Origin of the sequence: Pantoea sp. AG702 (assembly GCF_003182295.1) — a bacterium.
GTDB lineage: Bacteria > Pseudomonadota > Gammaproteobacteria > Enterobacterales > Enterobacteriaceae > Pantoea > Pantoea ananatis.
The window spans coordinates 237,612-251,500 of sequence record NZ_QGTU01000002.1 but is presented as its reverse complement, the minus strand read 5'-3'; the positions used below and the strand labels follow the sequence as shown (position 1 = coordinate 251,500).

At 53.5% G+C, this 13,889-nt stretch carries 13 protein-coding genes and 2 tRNA genes; 1 reads left to right on the top strand and 14 read right to left on the bottom strand.

Annotation, left to right across the window (positions count from 1 at the left end; genetic code table 11):
* Positions 1-262 precede the first annotated feature (262 nt).
* The 13 genes from rpsO to rlmE all read right to left on the bottom strand — a co-directional run bounded on the left by rpsO (position 263) and on the right by rlmE (position 12,713).
* Positions 263-532 carry a 30S ribosomal protein S15 gene (gene rpsO / locus DFO57_RS07565; RefSeq protein ID WP_006121766.1) on the bottom strand — a complete coding sequence of 90 codons (270 nt, stop codon included), beginning with the start codon at positions 530-532 and terminating at the stop codon, positions 263-265.
* Positions 533-655: 123 nt separating this feature from the next.
* Positions 656-1,600: a tRNA pseudouridine(55) synthase TruB gene (truB, locus tag DFO57_RS07560; RefSeq protein ID WP_015701095.1), complete on the bottom strand. Its 945-nt coding sequence runs from the start codon at positions 1,598-1,600 to the stop codon at positions 656-658.
* Complete coding sequence (rbfA, locus tag DFO57_RS07555) at positions 1,600-2,007, bottom strand: 30S ribosome-binding factor RbfA (RefSeq protein ID WP_014606748.1); 408 nt, start codon at positions 2,005-2,007, stop codon at positions 1,600-1,602. The genes truB and rbfA overlap by 1 nt, the downstream gene beginning before the upstream one ends.
* A 65-nt stretch (positions 2,008-2,072) precedes the next feature.
* Positions 2,073-4,757 carry a translation initiation factor IF-2 gene (gene infB / locus DFO57_RS07550; RefSeq protein ID WP_013024353.1) on the bottom strand — a complete coding sequence of 895 codons (2,685 nt, stop codon included), beginning with the start codon at positions 4,755-4,757 and terminating at the stop codon, positions 2,073-2,075.
* A 17-nt stretch (positions 4,758-4,774) separates the two neighbouring features.
* Entirely contained in the window at positions 4,775-6,262 is a 1,488-nt protein-coding gene (gene nusA / locus DFO57_RS07545) for a transcription termination factor NusA (protein ID WP_014595162.1), read from the bottom strand.
* Between the two features lie 24 nt (positions 6,263-6,286).
* Positions 6,287-6,739 carry a ribosome maturation factor RimP gene (gene rimP / locus DFO57_RS07540; RefSeq protein ID WP_006121761.1) on the bottom strand — a complete coding sequence of 151 codons (453 nt, stop codon included), beginning with the start codon at positions 6,737-6,739 and terminating at the stop codon, positions 6,287-6,289.
* 211 nt (positions 6,740-6,950) lie between these two features.
* Positions 6,951-7,027, bottom strand: a tRNA-Met gene (locus tag DFO57_RS07535).
* Positions 7,028-7,086: 59 nt separating this feature from the next.
* Positions 7,087-7,173 (bottom strand) — tRNA-Leu (locus DFO57_RS07530).
* 56 nt (positions 7,174-7,229) lie between these two features.
* Positions 7,230-7,565, bottom strand: coding sequence for a preprotein translocase subunit SecG (secG, locus tag DFO57_RS07525; protein ID WP_014606749.1), 336 nt, complete (start codon positions 7,563-7,565; stop codon positions 7,230-7,232).
* 218 nt (positions 7,566-7,783) lie between these two features.
* Positions 7,784-9,118: a phosphoglucosamine mutase gene (gene glmM, locus DFO57_RS07520; RefSeq protein ID WP_014606750.1), complete on the bottom strand. Its 1,335-nt coding sequence runs from the start codon at positions 9,116-9,118 to the stop codon at positions 7,784-7,786.
* Positions 9,119-9,124: 6 nt separating this feature from the next.
* Positions 9,125-9,958 (bottom strand): dihydropteroate synthase, encoded by an 834-nt coding sequence (gene folP, locus DFO57_RS07515; protein WP_015701097.1) that lies wholly within the window; start codon positions 9,956-9,958, stop codon positions 9,125-9,127.
* Positions 9,959-10,038: 80 nt separating this feature from the next.
* Positions 10,039-11,970: an ATP-dependent zinc metalloprotease FtsH gene (gene ftsH, locus DFO57_RS07510; RefSeq protein WP_015701098.1), complete on the bottom strand. Its 1,932-nt coding sequence runs from the start codon at positions 11,968-11,970 to the stop codon at positions 10,039-10,041.
* A 113-nt stretch (positions 11,971-12,083) separates the two neighbouring features.
* Positions 12,084-12,713 (bottom strand): 23S rRNA (uridine(2552)-2'-O)-methyltransferase RlmE, encoded by a 630-nt coding sequence (rlmE, locus tag DFO57_RS07505; protein WP_014595159.1) that lies wholly within the window; start codon positions 12,711-12,713, stop codon positions 12,084-12,086.
* A 126-nt stretch (positions 12,714-12,839) separates the two neighbouring features.
* Between rlmE and yhbY the strand changes: the two genes are divergently transcribed.
* A complete protein-coding gene (yhbY, locus tag DFO57_RS07500) occupies positions 12,840-13,133 on the top strand; it encodes a ribosome assembly RNA-binding protein YhbY (protein WP_013024345.1) in 294 nt (97 codons plus the stop codon).
* Positions 13,134-13,239: 106 nt separating this feature from the next.
* On the opposite strand, the gene greA is transcribed toward yhbY, so the two are convergent.
* A complete protein-coding gene (gene greA / locus DFO57_RS07495) occupies positions 13,240-13,716 on the bottom strand; it encodes a transcription elongation factor GreA (protein ID WP_006121754.1) in 477 nt (158 codons plus the stop codon).
* Between the last annotated feature and the right edge of the window lie 173 nt (positions 13,717-13,889).

Sequence of the window (13,889 nt, the reverse complement as noted above, 5' to 3'; positions counted from 1 at the left end):
ATTGATTACCGATCCTCGTTGCATCCTCGCGACTAATGACAACCCTTAACCGCCCCTGCGGTAAAAGCCTCTCATTAGCCGCGCGAACCTCTGCAAACAAAGATCACACCCAACAACAATACATGAGTTTGCTCAGGATTGCTGCGCATTGCTCGAAAAAAGGGGCCATAAAGGCCCCCTTTTCATGAAACTCGCACAAATCAGATCGCCAGTCTGGTTTTAGCGCACTTAAGTGGCATCCCTGACGACCCGATTTTAAGACTTAGCGACGCAGACCGAGACTTTCGATCAGGCTGCTGTAGCGTGCAACGTCTTTACGCTTCAGGTAGTCCAGCAGCTTACGACGCTGAGATACCATGCGCAGCAGACCGCGGCGGCTGTGGTGGTCTTTCTTGTGCTCAGAGAAGTGGCCCTGCAGATGGCTGATCTGCGCGGTCAACAGTGCAACCTGAACTTCGGTTGAACCGCTGTCGTTAGCACCACGACCATATTTAGCAACGATCTCTGCTTTAGCTTCTACGCTTAGAGACATAATAAACTCCAGTTAAATGAATGTATGGGCGCCGATCTCTAATTCAGCATCCCGCTTTAAAGCCGCGCCATTCTACTCTTCGCCAGAGGGCAACGCAAATGCCCAACGCGGAAAGCGCACAACTTAATTCTGATACTCCACCACTAAACGGCGGGGGGCAATTCGGCCATCCTCGGCAATTTCAGCCATGCCGATAAATTTGCCCTCTTCACCTTCGGTGACGCGTACTAAGCCCTGGGCTGGCGCCTGACTGGCGTGAACCGGCTGGCCCTGCTTAAAGTACGCGGCGACATCGGATGAGACGTTAACCGCCGGATAATCGGACGCCGGGCTGTCCATTGGCAGAAGCAGCGGATCAAGGTGCTGCGCCAGATCTTCACCTGTCTCACTGGCGCGATGCTGCAGTGCCTGGAGCTGCTCCAGTGTGACCATCTTCTCAAACGGATAACGGGCAACCTGTACCCGGCGCAGCATGATGACGTGCGCACCGCAGCCAAGCTTCTCGCCCAGATCGTCAATAATGGTGCGAATGTAGGTACCTTTGGAACAGTGGACGTCCAGCTCCAGCTCATTGCCCTGCCAGCGAATAAACTGCAGCGCATAAACGGTAATCGGGCGGGGTTCACGTTCGATGGTGATGCCTTCACGTGCGTACTCATACAGTTTTCTGCCCTGATGTTTCAGTGCAGAAAACATGGAAGGCACCTGCATGATATCGCCACGAAAACTGTCCAGCGCCGTGTCGAGTTCTGCCTGAGTGAAGGTCACAGGACGGGTCTGCACCAGATTGCCGTCCGCATCGGAGGTATCGGTGCGTTCACCCAGGCGGGCAATCACACGATAGCGCTTATCGGAGTCCAGCAGATACTGAGAAAACTTGGTGGCTTCCCCCAGGCAAATCGGCAACATGCCGGTGGCCAGAGGATCGAGCGCGCCGGTATGTCCTGCACGGTTAGCGTTGAAAATACGCTTGACCTTTTGCAGGACATCGTTGGATGACATCCCTTGTGGTTTATCCAGCAATAAGACGCCATGGACGTCGCGACCGCGACGACGAGGACGACTCATTACGCCTCCTCGTCATCGTCCGTGGCTTCAGGACCACGACGCTCAACGTCTTTTTTCACCACGTTGGTGACGAGGTTAGACATGCGCATCCCTTCGATCAACGAGTTGTCGTAGAAGAAGGTCAGTTCCGGCACGATACGCAGGCGCATGGCTTTACCCAGCAGCGTGCGGATATAACCCGAGGCTTCTTTTAACGCTTTCAGGCCATTTTGTACGGCTTCTTCATCTTTATCATTGAGGAAGGTAACAAACACTTTGGCGTAAGCGAGGTCACGGGATACCTCAACGCCAGAAACGGTCACCATCATGCCCAGGCGTGGATCTTTAATTTCACGCTGCAGGATCATGGCTATCTCTTTTTGCAGCTCCTGCGAAACACGCTGCGGACGGCCAAATTCTTTCGCCATTTTTATTTCTCCCAAATAATTCGGGAGGCCAGCGGCCTCCCAAATTGCATCATTAACGCTAAGACTTAAGCGATAGTGCGTTTAACTTCAATCACTTCGAAGACTTCGATCATATCGCCGACACGAACGTCATTATAGTTCTTCACGCCGATACCGCACTCCATGCCGTTACGCACTTCGTTCACGTCATCTTTAAAGCGACGCAGTGATTCCAGTTCGCCTTCGTAGATCACCACGTTATCGCGCAGTACGCGGATTGGGTTGTGACGTTTGATATTGCCTTCCGTCACCATACAACCTGCCACTGCACCAAATTTCGGTGATTTGAACACGTCACGCACTTCAGCCAGACCGATAATCTGCTGTTTGTACTCTGGAGCCAGCATACCGCTCATCGCGGCTTTCACTTCGTCAATCAGGTTATAGATGACGGAGTAGTAACGCAGATCCAGGCTTTCAGCATCGATCACGCGGCGCGCGGACGCGTCAGCACGAACGTTGAAGCCCAGCAGGATAGCGTTGGATGCCGCTGCCAGCGTGGCGTCGGTTTCGGTGATCCCGCCTACGCCTGAACCGACAATCTTCACCTTCACTTCGTCGGTGGAGAGTTTCAGCAAGGAGTCGGAGATCGCTTCCACAGAACCCTGTACGTCGGCTTTGAGCACGATGTTCAGTTCGGACACTTCGCCTTCGGTCATGTTCGCAAACATGTTTTCCAGCTTAGATTTCTGCTGACGCGCCAGTTTCACTTCGCGGAATTTGCCCTGACGATACAGTGCCACTTCACGCGCTTTCTTCTCGTCACGTACCACGGTCGCTTCATCACCCGCTGCCGGTACACCGGACAGGCCGAGGATCTCAACCGGGATTGAAGGACCCGCTTCCATCACTTCGCGGCCCAGTTCGTCACGCATCGCACGGACACGGCCGTATTCGAAGCCGCACAGAACGATGTCGCCCTTGTTCAGCGTACCTTCGCGTACCAGCACGGTGGCAACCGGACCACGACCTTTGTCGAGGAACGATTCAATCACCACGCCGCTCGCCATACCTTCACGGATAGCGGTCAGCTCAAGGACTTCAGCCTGCAGCAGGATAGCATTTAACAGGTCATCGATACCGGTACCCGCTTTCGCAGAGACGTTAACGAACATGTTTTCGCCGCCCCACTCTTCGGGGATGATCCCGTACTGCGTCAGCTCGTTTTTAACACGATCCGGATCGGCTTCTGGCTTATCGCACTTGTTCACCGCAACCACTACCGGCACTTTCGCCGCTTTGGCGTGCTGGATAGCTTCAACGGTCTGTGGCATCACGCCATCATCCGCCGCGACGACCAGGATAACGATATCCGTTGCCTGCGCACCACGTGCACGCATCGCGGTAAACGCGGCGTGGCCCGGGGTATCCAGGAAGGTTACCATGCCGTTTTCAGTTTCGACGTGATACGCACCGATGTGCTGCGTAATACCGCCCGCTTCGCCAGAGGCGATTTTGGTCGAGCGGATATAGTCCAACAGGGAGGTTTTACCGTGGTCAACGTGGCCCATGATGGTCACGACCGGCGCACGGGATTCCTGTGCGGCATCGGTATCACGATCGTCCATTACCGCTTCTTCCAGCTCGTTCTCACGACGAAGGGTCACTTTGTGGCCCATTTCTTCGGCAACCAGCTGTGCGGTTTCCTGGTCGATGACCTGATTGATGGTCGCCATGGCGCCCATTTTCATCATCGCTTTAATGACCAGTGAACCTTTGACGGCCATTTTGTTAGCCAGTTCGGCAACGGTAATGGTTTCGCCAATGATGACATCACGGTTAACCGCCTGCGCTGGCTTGTTGAAGCCCTGCTGCAGTGCGCTTGGTTTGCGATGCTTACCGCCTTTACCGCCACGAACCTGCGCACGCGCTTCTTCGCGGTCAGTTTTGGCTTCTGAATGCTTGTTGCCTTTTTTCACCGGACGGGCAGCTTTCGCACTGCGGGTACGGGCACGGCCTGCTTCAACCTGACGATCGTTCTCGTCTTCGGCCTGGCGGGCATGCGTAGAGGTGGTGACGTGATAGTCGCCCTTATCCTCTTCTTCAGGCTTTTCCCATTCAGCCGCTTTTTCTACGGCTAAACGGCGGGCTTCTTCCGCAGCGAGGCGGGCAGCCTCTTCCAGCTTACGGCGCGCTTCTTCTTCCGCTTTACGCTTCAGTTCGGCGGCTTCCGCTTCACGACGTGCTTTATCGGACTGCGCGGCCTTGGTCACTTCGTCGGTAGGTTGATTAGTCACTTTCTCATTTTCCGCTGCTGCACGCTTGGCCTTTTCAGCGGCTTCGCGCCTGGCTTTCTCTTCGGCTTCACGTTGCGCTTTCTGTTCCGCTTCACGACGCGCTTGTTCAGCGGCCTCGCGTTGCGCCTGCTCTTCCGCTTCACGCTGTGCCTCAGCTTCCGCTTCTGCCTGAGCTTGCTCAGACTCTGCATCACCTTTCACGTACGTACGCTTTTTGCGGACTTCGATTTGCACCGACTTACTTTTACCCCCGGTGCCAGGAATATTCAAGGTGCTACGCGTTTTGCGCTGCAATGTCAGTTTGCCTGAACCGGCCTGACCATGCTTCAGGTGAGACAGTAAGGTTTCTTTCTCGTGCTGGGTCACCGCATCATTTTCAGACTTTGGGATCCCCGCATCAGCAAACTGCTGTACCAGGCGATCGACCGAAGTCTGAATTTCTGCTGCCAGCGATTTTACGGTTACATCTGTCATGCTGTTCCTTCCTGTTATTACGCGTCATCGCCGAACCAGCAGATATTGCGTGCGGCCATAATTAGCGCGCCAGCTTGCTCATCAGTCAGCCCTTCAATATCCGTCAGGTCGTCAACACCTTGCTCGGCGAGATCTTCCAGCGTGCAAACGCCTTTCGATGCCAGACGGAAAGCCAGTGCACGATCCAGACCTTCGAGATTCAGGAGGTCTTCTGCAGGTTCCTGATTACCCAGGCTCTCTTCTTTTGCCAGTGCCAGGGTGGTTAACGCATTTTTTGCTCGTTCACGCAGGGCTTCAATGGTCTCTTCGTCGAGGCCGTCAATTTCCAACAGCTCGTTGATTGGCACATAGGCCATTTCTTCCAACGTTGAGAAGCCCTCTTCCACCAGAATGGTGGCGAACTCTTCGTCGATGTCGAGATGTTTAGTGAACATATCGATCGCCGCATGTGCTTCAGCCTGATGCTTGGCCTGCAGATCATCGACGGTCATCACGTTCAGCTCCCAGCCACTCAGCTGTGAAGCCAGACGCACGTTTTGGCCATTACGGCCGATCGCCTGGGCCAGATTGCCAGCCTCAACAGCGATATCCATCGTGTGGTTATCTTCATCAACCACGATTGACGCCACATCGGCCGGAGCCATGGCGTTAATCACAAACTGTGCCGGGTTGTCGTCCCACAGCACGATATCGATTCGCTCGCCGCCCAGCTCACTAGACACTGCCTGAACACGCGCACCGCGCATACCCACACAGGCACCAACGGGATCGATACGTTTGTCATTGGTTTTTACTGCAATTTTGGCACGCGAACCCGGATCGCGGGCAGCGGCTTTAATTTCAAGGACTTCTTCGCCAATTTCTGGCACCTCAATGCGGAACAGTTCGATCAGCATTTCAGGTTTAGAACGCGTCACAAACAGCTGCGCGCCGCGTGCTTCAGGACGCACGGCATACAAAACGCCGCGGATACGGTCGCCCGGACGGAAGTTTTCACGTGGCAGCATGTCTTCACGCAGGATCACGGCTTCAGCATTGTTGCCCAGGTCCAGCGAGATGTTGTCGCGGTTAACTTTTTTCACCACACCGGTGATGATTTCGCCTTCCTGCTCGCGGAACTGATCCACCACCATCGCACGTTCGGCTTCGCGCACTTTTTGTACGATAACCTGTTTCGCCGTCTGCGTCGTGATACGGTCAAACGTAACAGATTCAATCTGGTCTTCTACGTATTCGCCCAGATTGAGAGACTCGTCTTCGTAGCGCGCCGCATCCAGCGTAATTTCGCGCGTGGGCTGCGTAACCTGCTCTACGATTTCCCAACGACGGAACGTGTCGAAATCGCCGCTCTTACGGTCGATGCTGACGCGTACGTCAATTTCCTGCTCGTACTTTTTCTTGGTCGCAGTCGCCAGCGCGCTCTCCAGCGCTTCGAAGATTTTCTCACGCGGCAGGGCTTTTTCGTTAGAAACGGCTTCTACAACAGCTAAGATCTCTTTGTTCATCCTGGTTAGCCTCAATCCGGACTTTTAAAAGTGGGGGACCAGGTTCGCTTTCTGAATATTACTCAGCGCGAACACCTCGTCGTTACCCTCAACGTTTACCGTTATCATCTCGCCCTCAACAGACTTGATGATTCCCTGCCATTTACGGCGGTTTTGAACGGCCATACGCAGCACCAGGCTCACCTCATCGCCGGTAAAGCGTGCATAATGTTCTGCAGTGAACAGAGGACGATCGAGCCCCGGTGAGGACACTTCAAGGTGGTAAGGCACCGTGATGGGATCTTCCACATCCATCACCGCACTCACCTGGTGGCTGACGTCCGCGCAATCGTCAACATTGATGCCATCTTCACTATCAATATAGATGCGCAGGGTTGATGTGCGACCACGAACGAATTCAATTCCGACCAGTTCGTAGCCGAGCGCTTCTACCGGAGCAGATACCAACTCTGTCAATTTTTGCTCTAATGTGGACAAGCCCACCCCCAAGACATAAAAAAAGGGCCTATAGCCCAGTATTACGATTCGCTAATAACAAAAAACCCCGAATATTCGGGGCTTTTTATCACTGGACCCTGTATGCCGCACTGCGGCCCGGACGCCCATCCAAAAGAATTTTTTTCAAAATTCGCTGCTTATGCGCCCGTCGATGCACACAGTATATTTGAAAAAGAACTCTAAGGGAAAGTGGTTGCGGGGGCCGGATTTGAACCGACGACCTTCGGGTTATGAGCCCGACGAGCTACCAGGCTGCTCCACCCCGCGTCCGAAAACGTGGCGAATATTACGCCGAACATGCATAAAATGCAAGTAATACTAAGATTTGGTACCGAGGACGGGACTTGAACCCGTAAGCCCTTTCGAGCACTACCACCTCAAGGTAGCGTGTCTACCAATTTCACCACCTCGGTACTGCACTGACTGCGACGCTGTTCTGCCGCTTTTTCCTGACGCTATATTGCTGCTATTAGTGCGGGATATCATTGCCCGGCGTAGCCGGTTTAGCTGGCTGAGTCTGCTGTTGAGACTGAGCTGGCGCAGTGAGGTTTTCCCACTCGCTTCCTTTGGACGTCTTGTTACTGTTCAGGTTACCCAGAATCAGGCTAATCACGAAAAACAGCGTAGCCAACACTGCGGTCATGCGAGTCATAAAGTTACCCGACCCGTTAGAACCAAACAGCGTGCCAGACGCGCCTGCACCAAATGATGCTCCCATATCAGCGCCTTTGCCTTGCTGCAGCATAATAAGACCCACAAGGCCAATCGCTACAATAAGGAAAACAACTAACAGAGCTTCGTACATAATCAACCTGTTTCCTTGCGCGTAATCCGCACAGTTAAAGCTTCAACCAATATGACGGGGAGTATGTTCATCACCCATCAGAAGCGGGTGTGAATACTAACCAATGGCGCATACCTCTGCAAGTGCAATTTAGCTGTGGCAGGCTGATTGCAGAAAAAAGCGCCAGTGCGATGATTTTACAGGCAGGAACAGCACGCTGTCCCGGCCTGTCACCTGCGTCAGACCGCTTTCACCGCATCCGCAATCTGGTTAGCTAGCGCAGTGACCTGGGCTGCATCCTCGCCTTCTACCATCACGCGGATTAACGGCTCCGTACCGGATTTACGCAGCAGCACGCGCCCACGGCCGGCCAGGGTTTTCTCCACGTCCTGCGCCACGGTTTTCACCGTTTCGCTTTCCAGAGGATCGTGTTCACCCGTAAAGCGCACGTTGACCAGCACCTGAGGCAGCATCTTCATCCCAGTGCACAGGTCATGCAGGCTCATGTGATTGCGCACCATCGCAGTAAGCACTTGCAAACTTGCTACGATCCCATCACCGGTAGCGATTTTATCCAGCAGAATCACGTGGCCTGAGTTTTCAGCGCCGAGCCGCCAGCCTTTTTCCTGTAATTTTTCGAGCACATAGCGGTCACCCACTTTGGCCCGCACAAAAGGAATGCCTAACTGCTTCAGCGCCAGCTCCAGCCCCATATTACTCATCAGCGTGCCGACAACACCGCCGCGCAGTTGCCCCTGACGCAGGCCTTCACGGGCGATGATATACAGAATCTGATCGCCATCGACCTTCTCGCCCAAGTGGTCCACCATCATGATGCGATCGCCATCGCCATCATAGGCCAGGCCGATGTCCGCCTTCTCGGCCAGAACGCGCTGCTGCAGCATTTTCAGATCGGTCGCACCGCACTCTTTGTTGATGTTCATGCCATCAGGCTGTACACCAACGGCAATCACCGTTGCGCCCAACTCACGCAGGACATTCGGCGCGATGTGGTAGGTGGCACCGTTAGCACAGTCCACCACAATTTTCAGGCCACTCAGGCTCAGCTCACTGGGGAAGGTGCCCTTACAGAACTCAATGTAACGTCCGGCGGCATCCACAATTCGGCTGGCGCGACCCAACAGGGATGATTCCACACAGGTCAGCGGCTTTTCCATTTCCAGTTCAATCGCTTCTTCTACATCATCAGGTAGCTTGGTGCCTTCGGCTGAGAAGAACTTAATGCCGTTGTCGTCAAACGGGTTATGGGAGGCGGAGATAACAATACCGGCCTCAGCGCGAAACGTGCGGGTCAGATAGGCAATGGCAGGCGTCGGCATTGGGCCGGTAAACGCCGCTGACAGCCCTGCGGCGGCCAGTCCTGCCTCCAGTGCAGATTCCAGCATATAGCCCGAAATACGAGTGTCTTTGCCGATAATGATTTTTTTTGAACCGTGGCGCGCCAGCACTTTACCCGCAGCCCAGCCGAGTTTTAAAACAAAATCCGGGGTAATCGGAGACTCTCCCACTTTGCCGCGAATACCATCTGTACCAAAATATTTACGATTACTCATGCTCTATCATCCTTTAGCTCTTTGTGTCGCCTCGACCACCCGCATCGCCTCGACCGTTTCTTTTACATCATGAACGCGAATAATGTGTGCTCCCTGCATGGCGGCGATCACCGCGCAGGCCAGGCTGCCGGTCAGACGCTGGCCAGGCCCGACATTCAGCAACTGACCAATCATTGATTTTCGTGACATGCCAACCAGCAGGGGCAGACCAAAATGGTGAAATTCGCTGAGTCGAGCCAACAGTTCATAATTGTGGCTGAGATTCTTACCGAAACCGAAGCCCGGGTCGAGCAGCAGATTCTCTTTTTTTATTCCGGCCGCCTCGCAGCGGGCCAGTTGCTCAACGAAGTAAGCATCCACTTCGCTGACGATATCTTGATAGGCCGGTGCCTGCTGCATGGTGCGTGGATCGCCCTTCATATGCATCAGGCATACCGGCAGGCCAGTCGCGGCGGCGGCGGCCAGCGCTCCTGGTTCAGACAGAGAGCGCACGTCATTGATGATGTGTGCCCCCACGCTCGCCGCTTCCCTGATGACCTCAGCCTTAGAGGTATCCACGGAGATCCAGACTTCAAAGCGCTGAGCGATTGCTGCCACCACGGGGATGACCCGCTCAAGTTCTTCCTCAACGCTGACCTCATCCGCGCCGGGACGCGTAGACTCGCCGCCCACGTCGATAATGGTTGCGCCGGCATTCACCATTTCATTGGTATGCGTGAGTGCATCCACCAACGCATTGTGTTTACCACCATCCGAAAAAGAGTCCGGCGTGACGTTAAGAATGCCCATCACATGTGGAAACGACAAATCAAGATGGGAATCACGGGCGAACAATTTCATGGTGATGTACTCCTTGTAGCGCAATGTATAGATGTAAAAAACCCCGGACCAGCCGGGGTTTTATTAAAAGACGTGAAGTCTTATTTGTCGAACTGTTCTGACATGGTGTTGCCTGGATTTGGCGTACGCGGCTCATCGACCGGACGCGGTGCCTTTGGCGTGCCATTATTATCAGAATTGCTGCTGGTGCCGGGATCTTCCCAGCCCGCAGGCGGACGCACTTCACGGCGAGCCATCAGGTCGTCAATCTGTGGTGCATCAATGGTTTCATACTTCATCAGCGCATCTTTCATGGCATGAAGGATGTCCATGTTTTCACCCAGAATCTGACGCGCACGCTGGTAGTTCGTATCAATCAGGTGTTTAACTTCCTGATCGATAATACGCGCGGTTTCATCTGACATATGCTTGGCTTTCGCCACAGAACGGCCGAGGAACACTTCACCGTCTTCTTCTGCATACAGTAACGGACCGAGTTTTTCAGAGAAGCCCCACTGGGTCACCATGTTACGTGCCAGGTTGGTCGCCACTTTGATGTCGTTTGATGCGCCGGTTGAGACATGCTCAACACCGTAGATGATTTCTTCTGCCAGACGACCACCGTACAGGGTCGAAATCTGGCTTTCCAGTTTCTGACGGCTGGCGCTAATCGCATCGCCTTCAGGCAGGAAGAAGGTCACACCTAATGCACGACCACGCGGGATAATGGTGACTTTATGCACCGGATCGTGTTCCGGCACCAGGCGACCAATAATGGCGTGACCGGCTTCGTGATAAGCGGTGGACTCTTTCTGCGCTTCCGTCATCACCATGGAGCGGCGCTCTGCACCCATCATGATCTTGTCTTTGGCTTTTTCGAATTCCACCATCGATACAACGCGCTTGTTGCTGCGGGCAGCAAACAGCGCGGCTTCGTTTACCAGGTTAGCCAGATCGGCACCTGAGAAGCCCGGCGTACCGCGCGCGATGATCGCCGCGTCAATATCCGTTGCTAATGGCACGCGGCGCATGTGCACTTTCAGGATCTGCTCACGGCCACGCACGTCTGGCAAGCCAACAACAACCTGACGGTCAAAGCGGCCCGGACGCAGCAACGCGGGGTCAAGCACGTCTGGACGGTTGGTTGCGGCAATCACGATGATGCCTTCGTTGCCTTCAAAACCGTCCATCTCAACCAGCATCTGGTTCAGGGTTTGTTCACGTTCATCGTGACCGCCACCTAAACCGGCACCACGCTGACGACCGACCGCATCGATTTCATCGATAAAGATAATGCACGGTGCCGCCTTCTTGGCCTGTTCAAACATATCGCGCACACGAGATGCACCGACACCGACGAACATTTCAACAAAGTCAGAGCCCGAAATGGTAAAGAAAGGCACTTTCGCTTCGCCGGCAATCGCTTTTGCCAGCAAGGTTTTACCGGTACCCGGCGGGCCAACCATCAGCACGCCTTTCGGAATTTTACCCCCGAGCTTCTGGAAGCGGCTCGGCTCACGCAGGTATTCAACCAGCTCACCGACTTCCTCTTTCGCTTCGTCGCAGCCTGCAACGTCAGCAAAAGTGGTTTTAATCTGATCTTCCGTCAACATACGGGCTTTGCTTTTACCAAAGGACATCGCGCCTTTGCCACCGCCGCCCTGCATTTGACGCATGAAGAAAATCCACACACCAATCAGCAGTAACATTGGGAACCATGAAATGAAGATAGATGCCAGCAGGCTCGGCTCTTCAGGTGGTTCACCAACCACTTTGACGTTCTTGGTCAACAGGTTATCGAGTAACTTGGGGTCATTGACAGGAATGTAAGTGGTGTATTTATTGCTGTCTTTTTTGATAACGTTAATTTCACGCCCGTTAATACGTGCCTCGCGGACCTGATCCTGGTTCACTTCCGACAGGAAGGTTGAATAATCAACCCTACGGCCATTCGACTCGCTGGGCCCAAAGCTCTGGAAGACCGACATCAGCACGACCGCGATGACTAGCCAGAGAATCAGGTTTTTCGCCATGTCACTCAAGGGATTAACCTCATATTACAACGGTGTTAACAGATAGCGTAGGGTACTATAGATCCTTCGTACATGGAATCGCAGCAGGAATGCCGGGTTATCCATCACGTCGGTTACAGTTTGCGCCCAGTCGCCACAATATAAACTTCACGTGAACGTGAACGTGAAGCGTCAGGCTTACGTATTTTCACTTTCGTAAACAGGGAGCGAATTTCCCGCAGGTATTCATCAAAGCCATCTCCCTGGAACACTTTCACAACAAAACTGCCGCCTGGAGCCAAAATATCACGGCACATATCCAACGCCAGCTCAACCAAATACATCGACCGGGGAATATCTACGGCAGGTGTACCACTCATATTCGGTGCCATATCCGACATGACGACCTGGACCTTCTGCTCGCCCACACGTTCAAGTAATGCTTTGATCACCGATTCTTCACGAAAATCACCTTGAAGGAAATCGACACCAACAATAGGATCCATCGGCAGAATATCACAAGCGATAACGCGACCTTTGGACCCAATTTGCTGTACCACATATTGCGACCAGCCGCCGGGTGCAGCACCCAGATCTACCACGGTCATCCCGGGTTTGAAAAGCTTGTCACCCTGTTGGATTTCATCAAGTTTAAACCAGGCGCGCGAACGCAACCCTTTTTTCTGTGCCTGGAGCACGTATTTATCGCTAAAGTGTTCCTGTAGCCAGCGGCTGGAGCTGGCTGAACGCTTTTTACCGGTCATAAAATTTCCAACTAAATCGTCATCGTAGCGATAAATCTGCACGCGATAGGCTGCGTCGATTTGGCGATATACCCGAGATGGCGGTAGAATGAACCGTTTTCAATCCCCGAGTAAGTAAATAATACGATGAATCTAAGTACCAAACAAAAACAGCACCTCAAAGGCCTCGCCCATCCGCTCAAGCCAGTCGTCATGCTCGGAGGCAATGGCCTGACCGAAGGTGTACTGGCTGAGATTGAACACGCGCTGGAACATCACGAATTGATCAAGGTGAAAATTGCCTCTGAAGAACGTGAAACCAGGCAGCTGATCGTTGAAGCTATCGTACGTGAAACCCGTGCCAGCAACGTTCAGGTCATTGGCAAAACGCTGGTGCTGTATCGCCCCGCTAAAGAGAGCAAAATTTCTCTGCCACGCTAGGTGGGCAAAGAAAGTGCCATGCTCTTACATGGGATAAAAGGCCGCAGCGCGGCCTTTTTCCTTTCTTTACACTGTACGGCAATGCTTTTCAGACAATTGCACCCTGTCAGATGTACTCCACCTTCAGGATTTCGTACTCGACATCGCCGCCTGGCGTTTTGATAATCGCCACGTCATCGGCTTCTTTCCCTACCAGGCCACGGGCCATCGGCGAGTTAACAGAAATCAAATTCTGCTTAAAGTCTGCCTCATCATCACCCACGATGCGATAGGTAAACTCTTCATCCGTGTCCACGTTCAACACGGTTACCGTTGCGCCAAAAATCACGCGGCCGGTTTTCGGCATCTGTGTGACGTCAATGACCTGCGCATTAGAGAGTTTGGCTTCAATCTCCTGAATGCGTCCCTCACAGAACCCCTGTTCTTCACGCGCGGCGTGATATTCGGCGTTCTCTTTCAAATCGCCGTGCTCGCGGGCCTCCGCGATGGAGGCAATAATGCGCGGGCGCTTCACCGTTTTCAGCTCATGCAGCTCTTCGCGCAGCCTTTCAGCGCCTCTTAACGTCATCGGAATCTGGTTCATTTTAGCTCCTCGTCATCATTCCTGTTTCACGGTGCATCCTGACCGGTGACTGCAGAAAAAAGCGTTCTGCGGCGCAAGACCTCGTTTTGCAAATAAAAGAAGACTGACCCGGAAAGTGTTCCAGGCCAGAAAAGGTTTTGCAATTTGATACGTATTTTAACCCAGAGTTCCCT

What these genes read in the sequence shown, in the direction of transcription:
- rpsO (WP_006121766.1), bottom strand. Translation starts at nt 532, where the DNA reads ATGTCTCTAAGCGTAGAAGCTAAAGCAGAGATCGTTGCTAAATATGGT.
- truB (WP_015701095.1), bottom strand. Translation starts at nt 1,600, where the DNA reads ATGAGTCGTCCTCGTCGTCGCGGTCGCGACGTCCATGGCGTCTTATTG.
- rbfA (WP_014606748.1), bottom strand. Translation starts at nt 2,007, where the DNA reads ATGGCGAAAGAATTTGGCCGTCCGCAGCGTGTTTCGCAGGAGCTGCAA.
- infB (WP_013024353.1), bottom strand. Translation starts at nt 4,757, where the DNA reads ATGACAGATGTAACCGTAAAATCGCTGGCAGCAGAAATTCAGACTTCG.
- nusA (WP_014595162.1), bottom strand. Translation starts at nt 6,262, where the DNA reads ATGAACAAAGAGATCTTAGCTGTTGTAGAAGCCGTTTCTAACGAAAAA.
- secG (WP_014606749.1), bottom strand. Translation starts at nt 7,565, where the DNA reads ATGTACGAAGCTCTGTTAGTTGTTTTCCTTATTGTAGCGATTGGCCTT.
- glmM (WP_014606750.1), bottom strand. Translation starts at nt 9,118, where the DNA reads ATGAGTAATCGTAAATATTTTGGTACAGATGGTATTCGCGGCAAAGTG.
- folP (WP_015701097.1), bottom strand. Translation starts at nt 9,958, where the DNA reads ATGAAATTGTTCGCCCGTGATTCCCATCTTGATTTGTCGTTTCCACAT.
- ftsH (WP_015701098.1), bottom strand. Translation starts at nt 11,970, where the DNA reads ATGGCGAAAAACCTGATTCTCTGGCTAGTCATCGCGGTCGTGCTGATG.
- rlmE (WP_014595159.1), bottom strand. Translation starts at nt 12,713, where the DNA reads ATGACCGGTAAAAAGCGTTCAGCCAGCTCCAGCCGCTGGCTACAGGAA.
- yhbY (WP_013024345.1), top strand. Translation starts at nt 12,840, where the DNA reads ATGAATCTAAGTACCAAACAAAAACAGCACCTCAAAGGCCTCGCCCAT.
- greA (WP_006121754.1), bottom strand. Translation starts at nt 13,716, where the DNA reads ATGAACCAGATTCCGATGACGTTAAGAGGCGCTGAAAGGCTGCGCGAA.